We start from the raw sequence: 14,722 nt of genomic DNA on the forward strand, positions 1-14,722 counted from the left end.
CCGACGTCCAGGAGTGGCGCGACAAGAAGCGCCACCTGTGGTTGATGGGCCTGATCGCTCCGACCGCGCTATTCGTGATGCTGCCCATCGTGTGGGCGCTGAACCAGGCGGGGTGGCACGTCGCCGCACAGGTACCGCTGTGGATCGGCCCGATCCTGCTCTATGTCCTGCTGCCGCTGCTCGATCTGCGGTTCGGGCCCGACGGCCAGAACCCGCCCGACGAGGTGATGGAGCGGCTGGAGAACGACAAGTACTACCGGTACTGCACCTACATCTACATCCCGTTCCAGTACGCGAGCGTGATCATGGGGGCCTACCTGTTCACCGCGTCCGACCTGAGCTGGCTGGGCTTCGACGGCGGACTGAGCTGGCCGGCCAAGATCGGTGTCGCGTTGTCGGTGGGTGTGCTCGGAGGGGTGGGCATCAACACCGCACACGAAATGGGCCACAAGCGGGACTCGCTCGAGCGCTGGCTGTCCAAGATCACCCTGGCCCAGACGTGTTACGGCCACTTCTACATCGAGCACAACCGTGGGCATCACGTCCGCGTCGCGACTCCGGAGGATCCGGCGTCGGCCCGCTTCGGCGAGACCTTCTGGGAGTTCTTGCCGCGCAGCGTGTTCGGCAGCCTGCGCTCGTCCTGGGAGCTGGAGGCCCAGCGGTTGCGTAGGCAGGACCGCTCGCCGTGGCACTGGTCGAACGACGTGCTCAACGCGTGGGCCATGTCGGTGGTGTTCTTCGGGATCCTCATCGCGGTGTTCGGCCCGGCGCTGATCCCGTTCATCGTCATCCAGGCCATCTACGGCTTCAGCCTGCTGGAGTCGGTCAATTACCTGGAGCACTACGGCCTGCTGCGGCAGAAGACCGCGAGCGGTCGCTACGAGCGATGCGCCCCGGTGCACAGCTGGAACTCCGACCACATCGTGACCAACCTGTTCCTCTACCACCTGCAGCGGCACAGCGACCATCACGCCAACCCGACGCGGCGCTACCAGACCCTGCGCAGCATCGACGGCGCGCCCAACCTGCCCAGCGGTTACGCGACCCTGATCGGTTTGACGTACTTCCCCCCGCTGTGGCGCAAGTTGATGGACCACCGGGTGCTCGAGCACTACGACGGCGACATCACCCGGGTCAACGTCCAGCCGCGGCTGCGCGAGAAGATGCTGGCCCGTTACGGAGTCGCACAGTGAGCGCCTACCGGTGCCCCGGCTGCCAGTACGTCTACGACGAGGCCAAAGGCGCCCCGCGCGAAGGGTTCCCGGCCGGCACCGCATGGGGCGACGTACCGGATGACTGGTGCTGCCCGGACTGTGCGGTGCGGGAAAAGATCGATTTCGAACCGATAGGAGTGACCCGATGAGCGAGCCGTACAAGCTCTACATCTGCGTGCAGTGCGGATTCGAGTACGACGAAGAGAAGGGGTGGCCCGAGGACGGCATCGCCCCGGGCACCCGCTGGGACGACATCCCCGACGACTGGAGCTGCCCCGACTGCGGCGCCGCCAAGTCTGATTTCGAGATGGTCGAGGTTGCCCGGCCGTGACCGCGGCTTGGTCGACTCCCCGCCGCGTGGGAGGGGCGAGCGCAGCGACAAGAGGGATTAGAGTCGCGCGTGTGAGTCGGCCGCGGGACAAGCAGCGCATCCCCTATGCAGAGGCATCGCGGGTGCTGTTGCGTGATTCGATCCTCGACGGCATGCGCGACCTGCTGCTGACCAGGGACTGGTCGGCGATCACGCTGTCGCATGTCGCGCAGGCCGCGGGGATCAGCAGGCAGACCATCTACAACGAGTTCGGATCGCGGCAGGGCCTGGCCGAGGGGTACGCGATGCGACTTGCCGACCGCCTGGTCGACGCCGTCGACGAGGCCATCAACCACAACGTCGGCCAGGTTCACGCGGCGTTTCTCGAGGGCTTCCGAGCCTTCTTCGTCGAATCGGCAGCCGACCCGCTGGTGATCTCGCTGCTCACCGGGGCTTCCAAGCCGGATCTGCTGCAGATCATCACGACAGGCAGCGGACCCATCATCGCCCGGTGCTCCGAGCGGCTGACCGGAACGTTCCAGAACAGTTGGATGAAGGCCAGCGACGAGGATGCCGGGGTGCTGGCGCGCGCCATCGTGCGCCTGGCGATGAGCTACGTGTCCATGCCCCCTGAGGCCGATCATGATGTGGCCGGTGACCTGGCCCGACTCATGACGCCGTTCGCCGAGCGCTACGGTGTGATAGATACCCGCTAGCTGTCAGTGCGCCGCCGCCGTAAAAACCGCATGAGCGCCTGTCCCGCGAGCCCGCAGGCTAGAGGTATCTGCATGTGGCGTTGCCTTTTGGCGCGCCCCCATGCGCTGGCAAGCAATCACGACTGAAAGAGGGCTCTACATGACCGAGTTGAAGGCTGATAGCCGGGGCGGCATCGACTTCAAGGTGGCCGACCTGTCGTTGGCCGACTTCGGCCGCAAGGAAATTCGCCTGGCCGAACACGAGATGCCGGGATTGATGGCGCTGCGCCGCGAGTACGCCGACGTGGCGCCGCTCAAGGGTGCGCGTATCTCGGGCTCGCTGCACATGACCGTGCAGACCGCCGTGCTGATCGAGACGCTGGTGGCCCTCGGTGCCGAAGTTCGATGGGCATCGTGCAACATCTTCTCGACCCAGGACCACGCGGCCGCGGCCGTCGTCGTCGGCCCGCACGGCACCGAGGAAGCACCCAAGGGCGTGCCGGTGTTCGCATGGAAGGGCGAGACGCTCGAAGAGTACTGGTGGGCCGCCGAGCAGATGCTCACCTGGGAGGGCGAACCCGCCAACATGATCCTCGACGATGGCGGCGACGCGACCATGATGGTGCTGCGCGGCGCGCAGTACGAGAAGGCCGGTGTGGTGCCGCCCGCCGAGGACGACGACCCGGCCGAGTGGAAGGTCTTCCTGTCGGTCCTGCGCAAGACCTTCGAGACCGACAAGGACAAGTGGACCAAGATCGCGGAGTCGGTCAAGGGTGTCACCGAAGAGACCACGACCGGTGTGCTGCGGCTCTACCAGTTCGAGGCCTCCGGTGAGCTGCCGTTCCCGGCGATCAACGTCAACGACTCGGTCACCAAGAGCAAGTTCGACAACAAGTACGGCACCCGGCACTCGCTGATCGACGGCATCAACCGCGGCACCGACGTGCTGATCGGTGGCAAGAAGGTGCTGATCTGCGGCTACGGCGACGTGGGCAAGGGCTGTGCCGAATCGCTCGCCGGCCAGGGTGCGCGCGTTTCGGTCACCGAGATCGACCCGATCAACGCGCTGCAGGCGCTCATGGACGGCTTCGACGTCGTCACGGTCGAGGACGGGATCGGCGCCGCCGACATCGTCGTCACCGCGACCGGCAACAAGGACATCATCACCCTCGACCACATGAAGGCGATGAAGGACCAGGCCATCCTCGGCAACATCGGCCACTTCGACAACGAGATCGACATGGCCGCCCTGGAGCGGTCGGGCGCGAAGCGGCTCAACATCAAGCCGCAGGTCGACCAGTGGACCTTCGACGACGGCAAGTCGATCATCGTGCTGAGCGAAGGTCGTCTGCTGAACCTGGGCAACGCGACCGGCCACCCGTCGTTCGTGATGAGCAACAGCTTCTCCAACCAGGTGATCGCGCAGATCGAGCTGTGGACCAAGAACGACGAGTACGACAACGCCGTGTACCGCCTCGCCAAGCATCTCGACGAGAAGGTCGCGCGCATCCACGTGGAAGCACTCGGCGGTCAGCTGACCAAGCTCACCAAGGAGCAGGCCGAGTACATCAACGTCGACGTCGAAGGCCCCTACAAGCCGGAGCACTACCGCTACTGAGTTCCTGACGTAGCGCCAACAGACGCGAAATCGCCCAAATCCCTAGGGATTTGGGCGATTTCGCGTCTGCTCGCCAGGCGTTTGTTACCGTTCCGCGGCATGGGGCGGGTATGGGGGATGCTTGTTGCGCTGCTGCTTGCCGGATGTGTGGGTGTCGTACCCGCGCACGCCGACCCGTCCAACGACAACCACGATCCGATCTTCAACGAGGACGAGTACGCCGAGTTCTACACCCCGCCCGACCCGCTGCCGCCAGGTGCGCCGGGCGACGTGATCCGGTCGGAGCCGTCGCGGCTGGTGCTCGAACCGTCGGGCCAGCTCGGCATGATCGTCGCCGATGGAACGCGAATCATGTACCGCAGCACCGATGCTCGCGGAAACCCGATGGCCGTCACGGGTACCTACTTCGAGCCGCACAACGTATGGCCGGGGCAAGGCCCGCGCCCGTTGATCGTGTACGGGCCGGGCACCCAGGGGCAGGGCGACCAGTGCGCACCGTCACGGCAGTTCAATCAGGGCATCCATTGGTCACCGTGGCTGGACATCGCGTTCAACTACGAGGAGATGTTCGTCGCGACCATGGTGGCGCGCGGCTTCGCGATCGTGATGACCGACTATCAGGGGCTCGGCACGCCCGGGTTGCACACCTACGTCAACCGTGTCGCCGAGGGCAATGCGATGCTCGACGCGGGCCGCGCCGCACTCAAGCTTCCGGGAACCTCGCTGGATCCGCATGGGCCCGTGGCATTTTGGGGCTACTCACAAGGCGGGGGAGCGGCCGCGTCGGCCGCCGAACTGGCATCGTCGTACGCGCCCGAGCTGCACATCGTGGGCACCTACGCCGGCGCGCCACCGGCCGATCTCAAGGAGCTGTTCCCGTATGCCGACGGTAGTGCGCTGGTCGGCGTCGTGGGCTACGCACTGAATTCCGTCATCACCAGCTATCCGGAATTCGAGGACGTCATCCGTTCGAAGCTCACGCTCCGCGGCACGGACCTGCTGCAGAAAGTCCAGGATCAGTGCATCGCCGAGACGATCACCAAGTTCATGTTCCGCCACCTGCAGCCCTACTTCAACGTCGACATCTACCAGGCCGTGAACGAGGAACCGTTCAGCACGCTGTTCGACATGCAAAAAATCGGGAAGTACAAACCCGATGCGCCGGTGCTGATCCTGAGCAATCGGTACGACCCGCTCGTACCGTGGACCGCGGCCAACCAATTGGGACGTGATTGGTGTGCCCAGGGCGCCGACGTGCAGTTCTGGACCAACGAAGAGCCGCCGTTTCTGAACAAGCTGGTGATCAACCATGCGTTGCCGATGCTCGTCGACGGTGAGCGGGCCATGCAGTGGATCGCCGACCGGTTCAACGGATTACCGACGACGCCGAACTGCGGGGAGTTCTGACGATTTTGGTCGAATTCTACGAATATGCTGCAATCGCTCGCTCCGAGCGACACTTTCGTCGAGTTCGCGGATTTGCTGGGAAACGGGGTATCGCACGGTGCAGACGATCACCATTGCCTTCGACATCGACGGAACCTTGCGCGACAACACGATCACCGACGCGTACGTCGCCAACGAGCGCATCCGCACGCTGCTGATCACCCTCGCCGGCATGAAGAACACCCGCATCATGTTGTGGTCCGGCGGCGGTGCGGCGTACGCGCGGCGGGCCGCCGACGCCATGGGGATCACGAAGTACGTCGACGAATACGGCGACAAGGGCTACGGCGGCTACGACGCCGACGGCAAGCCCATCTTCCACACCGATCTCAGGCCCGACATCGCGTTCGACGACATCGAGGAATTCGGGCTCGCCACGTTCAACCTCATCGTGCAGGAGAAGGGATTCACGCCGGGCTACCCGCCGCCGGAGCGTCGCGGCACGTGACGACGGGTTAGGCTCGCCGCGTGCTGATCGTGATCGAAGGCGTCGATGGCGCGGGCAAACGCACTCTGACCAGCGGTCTGCGCTCGGTGTTCGAATCGACCGGCAAGTCCGTTGGCAGCCTGGACTTTCCGCGTTACCACCGTTCGGTGCCCGCTGATCTGGCAGCCGAAGCCCTGCACGGCGCTCACGGTGACCTGGCCGACTCGGTGTACGCGATGGCCACCCTGTTCGCGCTCGACCGGGCCGGCGCCAAGGACGAGATCGAGCATCTGCGCGACGCCTACGACGTCGTCATCCTGGACCGCTACGTGGCGTCCAACGCGGCCTACAGCGCAGCGCGGCTGCACCAGGGCGCCGACGGTGACGTCGTGGCCTGGGTGCGCGCGCTCGAGTTCGACCGGCTCAAGTTGCCCGTGCCGGACTGGCAGATCCTGCTCGACGTGCCGACCGAGCTGGCCGCGCAGCGGGCCGAGCATCGCGCCAACACCGAGGCTGATCGCGCCAAGGACGCCTATGAACGTGACGGCGGCCTGCAGCGGCGCACGGGTGAGGTGTACACGTCCCTGGCCGCCGCGCAGTGGTGCGGCCGATGGGCCGTCGTCGGCCCGGACGTGGATCCCGCGGCGCTGGCTCTGCAGTTGGGCTGAACCGGCCTGCCTGCAGAGAATCCGACGTTAAGGTCGGGCCGTGCCGACTGATCCGCGAGGGTTGCGCTCACACGCCCCGCTGTTGGATGCGTGGTTGCGGTTCCAGGAGGATCCGCCGACACCGTTCACCATCCCCGGCCACAAACAGCGGAGTGATGTCGTCGGCGACGTCGTTGCCGGCGACGTGCCGCTGTACGCCGGTCTGGACACGATGAAGCTGAGTCGCGGTGTGCTCGCCGACGCCGAGGCCAGGGCCGCCCGGCTGTGGGGTGCGGATATCTGCCGCTTTTCCGTGGGCGGCGCAAGCCACGGAAATCAGGCGCTGGCGCTGGCCGTCGCCCACGGTTCGGCCGACTCCGACGGCGGCGGCAACGGTTCGGTGATCGTCAGCCGCACCCTGCACCGGTCGATGCTGCTCGGCCTGGTGCTCGCCGGGCTCACGCCCGTGTGGGTACGCCCGGAGGTCGACCCGTCGATCGGGTTGCCGCGCGGCGTCTCGCCGGCCGGGGTGGCCGAGGCGCTGCGTCGTCATCCGGAGGCGAGGGCGGTGTTCGTCGGCGATCCGTCGTATGTCGGCACGGTCGGCGACGTCGCGGCGCTCGCCGACGTCGCGCATGCCCACGACGTGCCGCTGATCGTGGACTCGGCATGGGCCGCGCACTTCGGTTTTCATCCGCACCTGCCGAGGCATGCACTACAACTCGGCGCCGACGCCATGGTGGTCAGTGCCCACAAGACGCTGCCGGCCTGGAGCCAGGCGGCGCTGGTGTTGGTTCAGGGACGACGGATCGACCCGGCCCGGCTGGACGCGGGCGTGGAGGCGACGCATACGACCAGCCCCGCGGGCGCCATCCTCGCCAGCATCGACGCCTCGCGTGCGCTGTTGGAACGCCACGGGGAGGCGATGCTCGGTGAGGTGCTCACCGCGGTCGGCAAGGCCCGCGGCCGACTGGCAGGCGTCGAGGGGCTCGTCGTGCTCGACGGCCCCGGAGTCGATCCGCTCAAGTTGACGTTGGTGCTGTCGGGAACCGGTGCCGACGGGAACCTCGTCGAGGACGACTTACTCGCCGCGGGACTGCCGGTCGAGGCGGCCGAGCGCGACACGCTCGTCGCGCAGGTGTCGCTGGCCGATTCGGCGCAGACCCTCGACCGGTTCTCCGACGCCGTCGTCGCATCGGTGGAACGGCACCGCGCGGCCCCGCGACCCGTCGTCACCGGCGCCGCATACCAGGTGACCCCGGTGACGGCCATGCCGCCGCGGGCCGCGTTCTTCGCGCCGACCGAAACCGTCGGCCTCGACGAGTCCGTCGGCCGGGTCAGTGTCGAACTCGTCGCGCCCTACCCGCCGGGGATTCCCGTCCTGGCTCCCGGTGAGGAGATCACCGAATCCGTGCTCGCCGCCCTCGGCAAGGCGCGCGCCGACGGTATCCGCATCGCCTACGCCGCCGATCCCACGCTGCGAACGCTCCGCGTCGTCGGTTAGACGGATGCGACGTCGGGGCCGGACGCAGACAAACCCAAGATCACCGCGTGTGGTAGCCGAGTTTTATCGCGATCTGGTGACACCATGGACACCATGAGGCAAAGGATCCTTGTCGTCGACGACGACCCATCGCTGGCCGAGATGCTCACCATCGTGTTGCGTGGTGAGGGTTTCGACACCGCGGTCATCGGCGACGGCAGCCAGGCACTCACCGCGGTCCGGGAACTGCGGCCTGATCTCGTGCTGCTCGACCTGATGCTGCCAGGGATGAACGGCATCGACGTGTGCCGGGTGCTGCGCGCCGACTCCGGTGTGCCGATCGTGATGCTCACGGCCAAGACCGACACGGTCGACGTGGTGCTGGGCCTGGAGTCCGGTGCCGACGACTACGTGATGAAGCCGTTCAAGCCGAAGGAACTCGTCGCGCGGGTGCGGGCCCGGTTGCGCCGCAACGAGGATGAGCCGGCCGAGCTGTTGTCGATCAGCGATGTCGAGATCGATGTGCCCGCCCACAAGGTGACGCGCCAAGGTGAGCAGATTTCGCTGACACCGCTTGAGTTCGACCTGCTGGTGGCGCTGGCACGCAAACCGCGGCAGGTGTTTACTCGTGATGTGCTGCTCGAACAGGTGTGGGGATATCGCCACCCCGCCGACACCCGTTTGGTGAACGTGCATGTCCAGCGGTTGCGGGCCAAGGTCGAGAAGGATCCCGAGAACCCGCAGGTGGTACTGACCGTTCGAGGAGTGGGATACAAGGCCGGACCACCGTGATCTCACGGCTCGCCGTGCTTCCCACCCGACGGCGGTGCCCGTGATCTTCAGCTCCAGACGACGCATCCGTGGGCGCTGGGGAGGTACCGGCCCGCTGTTGCGCGGATTGGGGACGCTGGGCAGGGCCTTGAGTCTGGTGTGGCGTCGCTCGCTGCAATTGCGGGTCGTCAGCCTGACTTTGGGCCTTTCGCTCGCCGTCATCCTGGTGCTGGGTTTCGTGTTGACCAGCCAGATCACCGACCGGGTGCTCGAAGTCAAGGTCAAGGCCGCGACCGAAGAGGTCGAGCGGGCCCGAAACACCGTCAGCGGCATCGTCGGTGGGGAAGAGAGCCGGTCGCTCGACAGCAGCCTGCAGTTGGCCCGCAACACCCTGATCGACCGCAAGGCCGACGTGGGGGCGGATCTCGCCGGCGCGTTCGACGCCGTGCTCGTGGTCCCCGGCGACGGGCCACGTGCGGCGACCGCGGCAGGCCCGGTTCAGCAGGTGCCCAACGCCCTCCGGGATTTCGTCAAGGCGGGGCAGGTCAGCTACCAGTACGCGACCGTGCACACCGAGGGCTTCTCCGGCCCGGCGCTGATCGTGGGCAGTCCGACGTCGTCGTCGGTGCCCAATCTTGAGCTGTACCTGATCTTCCCGCTGAACAACGAGGAGAGCACCATCTCGCTGGTGCGCGGCACCATGCTGACCGGTGGCGTGGTGCTGTTGGGGCTGCTCGCCGCGATCGCCCTGGTTGTCGCGCGCCAGATCGTGCAGCCCGTACGGTCCGCATCGCGCATCGCCGAGCGGTTTGCCGAAGGCCATCTCACCGAACGCATGCCGGTGCGCGGCGAGGACGACATGGCGCGGCTCGCGGTGTCGTTCAACGACATGGCCGAAAGCCTGTCGCGGCAGATCCAGCAGCTCGAGGAATTCGGAAACCTGCAGCGGCGCTTCACGTCTGATGTGAGTCACGAGCTGCGCACGCCGCTGACCACGGTGCGCATGGCGGCCGATCTGATCTACGACCACAGTGAGGATCTCGACCCGGCGTTGCGCCGGTCGACCGAACTCATGGTCAACGAACTCGACCGGTTCGAAACCTTGCTCGCCGACCTGCTGGAGATCTCCCGTCACGACGCCGGTGTCGCGGAACTGTCGGTCGAGTCGGTGGATCTGCGCTCGACCGTGCGCAGCGCGCTCGACAACGTCGGGCACCTGGCGGCCGACGCCGACATCGAACTCGACGTCGACATGCCGACCGACGAGGTGATCGCCGAGGTGGATCCTCGCCGCGTGGAACGGATTCTGCGCAACCTCATCGCCAACGCCATCGACCACGCCGAGCACAAGCCCGTCCAGATCCGCATGGCGGCCGACGAGGACACCGTGGCCGTGACGGTCCGCGACTTCGGCGTCGGGCTGCGGCCCGGCGAGGAGAAGCTGGTGTTCAGCCGGTTCTGGCGCTCGGACCCGTCGCGCGTGCGCCGCTCGGGTGGCACGGGGCTGGGCCTGGCCATCAGCATCGAGGACGCGCGGCTGCACCAGGGCCGACTGGAGGCCTGGGGTGAGCCGGGCAAGGGCGCGTGCTTCCGGCTCACGCTGCCGCTGGTGCGCGGCCACAAGGTGACGACGAGCCCGCTGCCGCTGAACCCGATGTCACCCAAACGTGCTGTGCGGCGGCCGAACAGGGATCGGATTGTGGCGGAGGAGAACGTGTGAAGCGCCTGCTGACGGCGATGATCGTCGGTCTGGTACTGGTGAGCACCGGTTGCGCGGGGATCCCGAATTCGTCGTCGCCGCAAGCCATCGGCACGGTCGACCGGCCAGCACCTCCGAGCCTGCCCAAACCCGCGCCGGGCATGGATCCCGATGTGCTGTTGCGCGAATTCCTCAAGGCCACCGCGGATCCGGCCAACCGTCACCTGGCCGCCCGGCAGTTCCTGACCGAATCGGCCTCCAGTTCGTGGGACGACGCGGGCAGCGCACTGCTGATCGACCGCGTGGTGTTCGTGGAAACCCGCAGTGCCGACCGGGTTTCGGTGACCATGCGGGCCGACATCCTGGGATCGCTCTCCGATCTCGGTGTGTTCGAGACCGGCGAGGGAGCACTGCCGGATCCCGGGCCCATCGAACTGGTCACCACGCCGGGCGGCTGGCGCATCGACCGGCTGCCCAACGGAGTCTTCCTGGACTGGCAGCAGTTCCAGTCCACCTACAAGCGCTACACGCTCTATTTCGTCGACCCGACCGGAACCACCGTGGTGCCCGACCCGCGATACGTCGCGGTGTCCGATCAGGACCAACTGGCCACCGAACTGGTCTCGAAGCTGATCGCCGGACCACGCCCCGAGATGGACAAGTCGGTGCGCAACATGTTGGGCGCGCCCCTCAAACTGCGCGGACCGGTGACCCGGGCCGACGGCGGCAAGACGGGCGTCGGCCGGGGCTACGGTGGTGCCCGTATCGACCTGGAGAACGTCTCGGCCACCGACCCGCACAGCAGGCAACTGCTTGCCGCACAGCTCATCTGGACCCTCGCGCGGGCAGGGATCAGCGGGCCCTACGTCATCAACGCCGACGGCGCGCCCCTCGACGACCGATTCTCCGACGGGTGGGAGACCTCCGACGTGGCTGCCACCGACCCGGGCGCCGCGCCCGGGGCCGCCGCGGGCCTGCACGCGCTGGTGGGCGGTTCGCTGGTGTCGCTCGACGGGCAGCGGAGCACACGGCTGTCCGGCGCGTTCGGGCAGGCGCCCAACCAGGTCTCGGCCTCGGTGTCGCGCAACGGCCAGGATGCCGCTTCGGTGGTGGTGCTGCCCGGCGCACCGGAGCCGACGGCGGCGTCGCTGTGGATCGGGCCGCTCGGCGGCGGAACCGTGCAGGCCTTGGAAGGTCGCAGCCTGTCCCGCCCGAGTTGGTCGCTGGACCAGGCGGTGTGGGTCGTGGTCGACGGCATCAACGTGGTGCGGGCCATCAGGGACGCGTCGGGTGCCCCGGCCCGGATCCCGGTCGACACCACCGCGGTGTCCATCCGTTACCCGGGACCGATCACCGAATTGCAGTTGTCGCGCGACGGCACCCGCGCCGCGATGGTGATCGGCGGGCAGGTCATCCTCGCCGGTGTCGAGCAGACGCCGGACGGCCAGTTCCTGCTCACCTACCCGCGACGGCTCGGGTTCGGGCTCGGCAACACCGTGGTCTCGCTGTCCTGGCGCACCGGTGACGACATCGTCGTGAGCCGTACCGATCCCCAGCATCCGGTCTCCTACGTCAACCTCGACGGCGTGAACTCCGACGGGCCCAGCCGCAACCTGGTCATGCCGGTGACCACCGTGGCCGCCAATCCGTCGACTGTGTATGTGGCCGATCAGCGTGGCGTACTGCAACTTTCGGCCTCGGCGACCGATGACAACCCGGGCTGGTCGGAGGTGCGTCCGCTCATGGTGGCCGGCGCGATCCCGGTGCTGCCGGGCTGACGCGGCACCGGGAAATAGGCGTCCTCGGCTGCCTCGGACCGGTCTTAGGCTGGAGGCCGATAAGGGGGGTGGCATGGCAGACGAGCGCGACACCGCGTATCCGACGATGACGATGGACGAGATGGCGTATCTTCGGCGTCTCACCTTGCAGGCGTTGGCGGCTCGTGGGGTCGAGGCGGTCTTCACCGCCGACGGCACCACGGCGAAGTGTTCCAACGGATCGAGCTACGGTCTCGACAATCTGGCGCGAACGTGTCGCAACGCGGTGCACGAGGATTGGCCTGCGTTGGTGGACAAGCACTTCGCCGACATGCTGGCCGCGCGGGATCGTCCCGGCGTCGAGGACATGGACACGTCCGAACTGCTCGCGCGGGTACGGGCGCGGGTGCTCTCGACCGATCAGGTCGAGTCCGCACCCGGCGGGATGTTGTCGTACGGCTGGCCGATCGCCGACGGTCTGACCGAGGTGCTGTGCGTCGATCACCCCGATGTCGTCGCCTACCTCAACGCCGGCCAGATAGCCACGCGTGACGCAGGCGCACTGCGCGAAGCGGGTCGGCGCAACACCGGCGCCGAGCCGATCGACCAGGTGATCCCACGACAGACCGATGGTGCGGAGTTCCTGATCCTGGCCGGCGAATCGGTGTTCGTCGGCTCGAAGATTCTCGACGTCGGCGCCTTGGTGCCCGTATACCTGCCGGTCGCACCGAACGGCGTGATCGTCGGTGCGCCGTCGCGGAACCTGCTGATTGCTCACCACGTCCAGACCGCGACATCGACCATCGCCGCGGTGAATGCGATGGCTCGGCTGTGCCAGACCCTGAGCTCCGGCAATCCGGGCCCGATCAGCCCGGATCTCTATTACTGGAACGGCGCCCTGCAGCGGGTCACCTCGGTGAACCCGCAGACCCAGGCCATCGCGATCCTGGGTGACGGCGCGTTCGGCGACGTGCTCACCGCGTTGATGCAGTGACGTCGGACATATGCTCGACCTCATCCTGCCGCTGGAGTGCGGCGGTTGCGGGGCACCTTCGACGCGGTGGTGTCCGGACTGCGCCCGGGAATTGGCGGTGCGCCCCGACGAACCCCACGTGATCACGCCGCGCACGGATCCCGGTGTCCCCGTGTTCGCGCTCGGCCGCTACGCGGGTGCCCGACGGCGCGCGATCGTGGCGGCAAAGGAGCAGGGGCGCGCGGACCTGGTGGTTCCGCTCGGTGCCGCGCTGCGGACGGGCCTGGACCGGCTGCTCACGTGGGGCATCGTCACCGCGCCCGCGACCGTGGTCCCCGCGCCGACCCGGCGGCTGGCGGCGCGCCGCCGCGGCGGCGATCCCGTCGCCCGGATGGCCTCGGCGGCTGTCGCCGGACGGCAGGGGATCGGCATGACGCAGGCCCTGCGCACCAGGGCGTGGGTGCGCGACTCGGTCGGCCTGTCCGGCACCGATCGACAGCGCAACATCGCCGGTCGCGTCCGGCTTCTCCGACCGGTCGCCGACGAGGTGGTACTGGTCGACGACATCGTCACGACCGGCGCAACGGCCGCCGAGTCGGTGCGCGTTCTGCGTTCCGCGGGGGCTTGCGTGGTGGCGGTGCTCGCCATCGCCCATACCTGACGGAGCCGGAAATTACTTGTCAATCAAACCGATATGAAGAACTGAAAACACGTCCGCGAAATCGGTGGCACGATCCGGTTAACACGGACTACCGTCGGCACCAACCACCCGTGAACCACTCACGGCGGCGCTGGAGCACACGGCGCCACTTCACCGCACACCGGTAGGAGGTGAGTACTCGACACCTTGCGCCGATGGGCGGAGCGACAAATCTTGGCCCATCGCCGCAATTCGTTAAAGCCCGGCACGCAGACTGCGTGCAACGAGTGAGAGAAACGAGTTGCCAAGTATGTCAACCAATTCCCTGGATTCAGGCCGCACCATGGTGGTCGAGGATCGCGATACGGAAGCCACCCCGGAACCCAACGCAGAGGTCGTGGTCAAGGGGCGCAACGTGGAGGTTCCCGATCACTTCCGCATCTATGTCGCGGAAAAGCTGTCGCGCCTGGAGCGATTCGACCGGACCATATATCTCTTCGACGTCGAACTTGACCACGAACGCAACCGTCGGCAGCGCAAGAACTGCCAGCATGTGGAGATCACCGCCCGCGGGAGAGGCCCTGTCGTGCGCGGTGAGGCCTGCGCTGACAGTTTCTACGCCGCCCTGGAATCAGCAGCGGGCAAACTCGAGGCCAGACTGCGCCGTAGCAAGGACCGGCGCAAGATCCACTATGGCGACAAGACGCCCGTATCGCTGCACGAGGCCACCGCGCAAGATCCGCTGCAGGGCGCTTCGGCGCCGGAGCCGGTGGCGGAGACCGTCGAAACCGACGGCCTCGACGATCACGAACCCGGCCGGGTCGTACGCACCAAGGAACACCCGGCCAAACCCATGACCGTGGATGACGCCCTCTACGAGATGGAGCTCGTCGGCCACGACTTCTTCCTGTTCCATGACAAGGAGAGCGACAAACCTTCGGTGGTGTACCGCCGTCACGCATACGACTACGGCCTCATCCGCCTGGCCTGACCCGCAGGCAGGCACGAACGCACCCCGGAGCGCTCCGGGGTGCGTTTTCGT

15 protein-coding genes are annotated in these 14,722 nt (G+C 67.0%); all 15 read left to right on the forward strand.

The annotated features are described in order from the left end of the window. The first annotated feature begins 44 nt into the window (after positions 1–44). The 15 genes from G6N67_RS23530 to hpf all read left to right on the forward strand — a co-directional run bounded on the left by G6N67_RS23530 (position 45) and on the right by hpf (position 14,671). Entirely contained in the window at positions 45–1,193 is a 1,149-nt protein-coding gene (locus tag G6N67_RS23530; RefSeq protein ID WP_235749711.1) for an alkane 1-monooxygenase, read from the forward strand. Next, positions 1,190–1,363, forward strand: coding sequence for a rubredoxin (locus G6N67_RS23535; RefSeq protein ID WP_081812387.1), 174 nt, complete (start codon positions 1,190–1,192; stop codon positions 1,361–1,363). The genes G6N67_RS23530 and G6N67_RS23535 overlap by 4 nt, the downstream gene beginning before the upstream one ends. Further along, complete coding sequence (locus G6N67_RS23540) at positions 1,360–1,545, forward strand: rubredoxin (protein WP_036428445.1); 186 nt, start codon at positions 1,360–1,362, stop codon at positions 1,543–1,545. The genes G6N67_RS23535 and G6N67_RS23540 overlap by 4 nt, the downstream gene beginning before the upstream one ends. A 71-nt stretch (positions 1,546–1,616) precedes the next feature. Next, positions 1,617–2,240, forward strand: coding sequence for a TetR family transcriptional regulator AlkX (gene alkX, locus G6N67_RS23545; protein ID WP_036428443.1), 624 nt, complete (start codon positions 1,617–1,619; stop codon positions 2,238–2,240). 139 nt (positions 2,241–2,379) lie between these two features. Then, positions 2,380–3,837 (forward strand): adenosylhomocysteinase, encoded by a 1,458-nt coding sequence (gene ahcY, locus G6N67_RS23550; RefSeq protein ID WP_036428441.1) that lies wholly within the window; start codon positions 2,380–2,382, stop codon positions 3,835–3,837. 99 nt (positions 3,838–3,936) lie between these two features. Further along, positions 3,937–5,244: an alpha/beta fold hydrolase gene (locus G6N67_RS23555; RefSeq protein WP_036428437.1), complete on the forward strand. Its 1,308-nt coding sequence runs from the start codon at positions 3,937–3,939 to the stop codon at positions 5,242–5,244. Between the two features lie 97 nt (positions 5,245–5,341). Further along, on the forward strand, positions 5,342–5,731 hold the full coding sequence (locus G6N67_RS23560) for a hypothetical protein (protein ID WP_036428434.1): 390 nt from the start codon (positions 5,342–5,344) through the stop codon (positions 5,729–5,731). A 20-nt stretch (positions 5,732–5,751) separates the two neighbouring features. Further along, on the forward strand, positions 5,752–6,378 hold the full coding sequence (locus tag G6N67_RS23565) for a dTMP kinase (RefSeq protein ID WP_036428431.1): 627 nt from the start codon (positions 5,752–5,754) through the stop codon (positions 6,376–6,378). Positions 6,379–6,418: 40 nt separating this feature from the next. Next, positions 6,419–7,861 (forward strand): aminotransferase class I/II-fold pyridoxal phosphate-dependent enzyme, encoded by a 1,443-nt coding sequence (locus tag G6N67_RS23570; protein WP_036428429.1) that lies wholly within the window; start codon positions 6,419–6,421, stop codon positions 7,859–7,861. A gap of 84 nt (positions 7,862–7,945) precedes the next feature. Next, a complete protein-coding gene (gene mtrA / locus G6N67_RS23575; protein WP_018601429.1) occupies positions 7,946–8,632 on the forward strand; it encodes a two-component system response regulator MtrA in 687 nt (228 codons plus the stop codon). Between the two features lie 40 nt (positions 8,633–8,672). Continuing rightward, positions 8,673–10,331, forward strand: a complete 1,659-nt coding sequence (mtrB, locus tag G6N67_RS23580; RefSeq protein ID WP_036434220.1) for an MtrAB system histidine kinase MtrB — start codon at positions 8,673–8,675, stop codon at positions 10,329–10,331. After that, positions 10,328–12,088 carry an MtrAB system accessory lipoprotein LpqB gene (gene lpqB / locus G6N67_RS23585; RefSeq protein ID WP_036428425.1) on the forward strand — a complete coding sequence of 587 codons (1,761 nt, stop codon included), beginning with the start codon at positions 10,328–10,330 and terminating at the stop codon, positions 12,086–12,088. The genes mtrB and lpqB overlap by 4 nt, the downstream gene beginning before the upstream one ends. 73 nt (positions 12,089–12,161) lie before the next feature. Then, positions 12,162–13,061 (forward strand): hypothetical protein, encoded by a 900-nt coding sequence (locus G6N67_RS23590; protein ID WP_036428423.1) that lies wholly within the window; start codon positions 12,162–12,164, stop codon positions 13,059–13,061. Positions 13,062–13,071: 10 nt separating this feature from the next. Then, positions 13,072–13,701, forward strand: a complete 630-nt coding sequence (locus tag G6N67_RS23595) for a ComF family protein (RefSeq protein WP_036428421.1) — start codon at positions 13,072–13,074, stop codon at positions 13,699–13,701. Between the two features lie 289 nt (positions 13,702–13,990). Further along, positions 13,991–14,671 (forward strand): ribosome hibernation-promoting factor, HPF/YfiA family, encoded by a 681-nt coding sequence (gene hpf / locus G6N67_RS23600; RefSeq protein ID WP_036428420.1) that lies wholly within the window; start codon positions 13,991–13,993, stop codon positions 14,669–14,671. Positions 14,672–14,722 lie beyond the last annotated feature (51 nt).

Source organism: Mycolicibacterium mageritense, from assembly GCF_010727475.1.
GTDB lineage: Bacteria > Actinomycetota > Actinomycetes > Mycobacteriales > Mycobacteriaceae > Mycobacterium > Mycobacterium mageritense.

Excerpts from the sequence above, each read along its gene's own strand:
- G6N67_RS23530 (WP_235749711.1), top strand. The coding sequence starts at position 45 with ATGGGCCTGATCGCTCCGACCGCGCTATTCGTGATGCTGCCCATCGTG.
- G6N67_RS23540 (WP_036428445.1), top strand. The coding sequence starts at position 1,360 with ATGAGCGAGCCGTACAAGCTCTACATCTGCGTGCAGTGCGGATTCGAG.
- ahcY (WP_036428441.1), top strand. The coding sequence starts at position 2,380 with ATGACCGAGTTGAAGGCTGATAGCCGGGGCGGCATCGACTTCAAGGTG.
- G6N67_RS23555 (WP_036428437.1), top strand. The coding sequence starts at position 3,937 with ATGGGGCGGGTATGGGGGATGCTTGTTGCGCTGCTGCTTGCCGGATGT.
- mtrA (WP_018601429.1), top strand. The coding sequence starts at position 7,946 with ATGGACACCATGAGGCAAAGGATCCTTGTCGTCGACGACGACCCATCG.
- G6N67_RS23590 (WP_036428423.1), top strand. The coding sequence starts at position 12,162 with ATGGCAGACGAGCGCGACACCGCGTATCCGACGATGACGATGGACGAG.
- G6N67_RS23595 (WP_036428421.1), top strand. The coding sequence starts at position 13,072 with ATGCTCGACCTCATCCTGCCGCTGGAGTGCGGCGGTTGCGGGGCACCT.
- hpf (WP_036428420.1), top strand. The coding sequence starts at position 13,991 with ATGTCAACCAATTCCCTGGATTCAGGCCGCACCATGGTGGTCGAGGAT.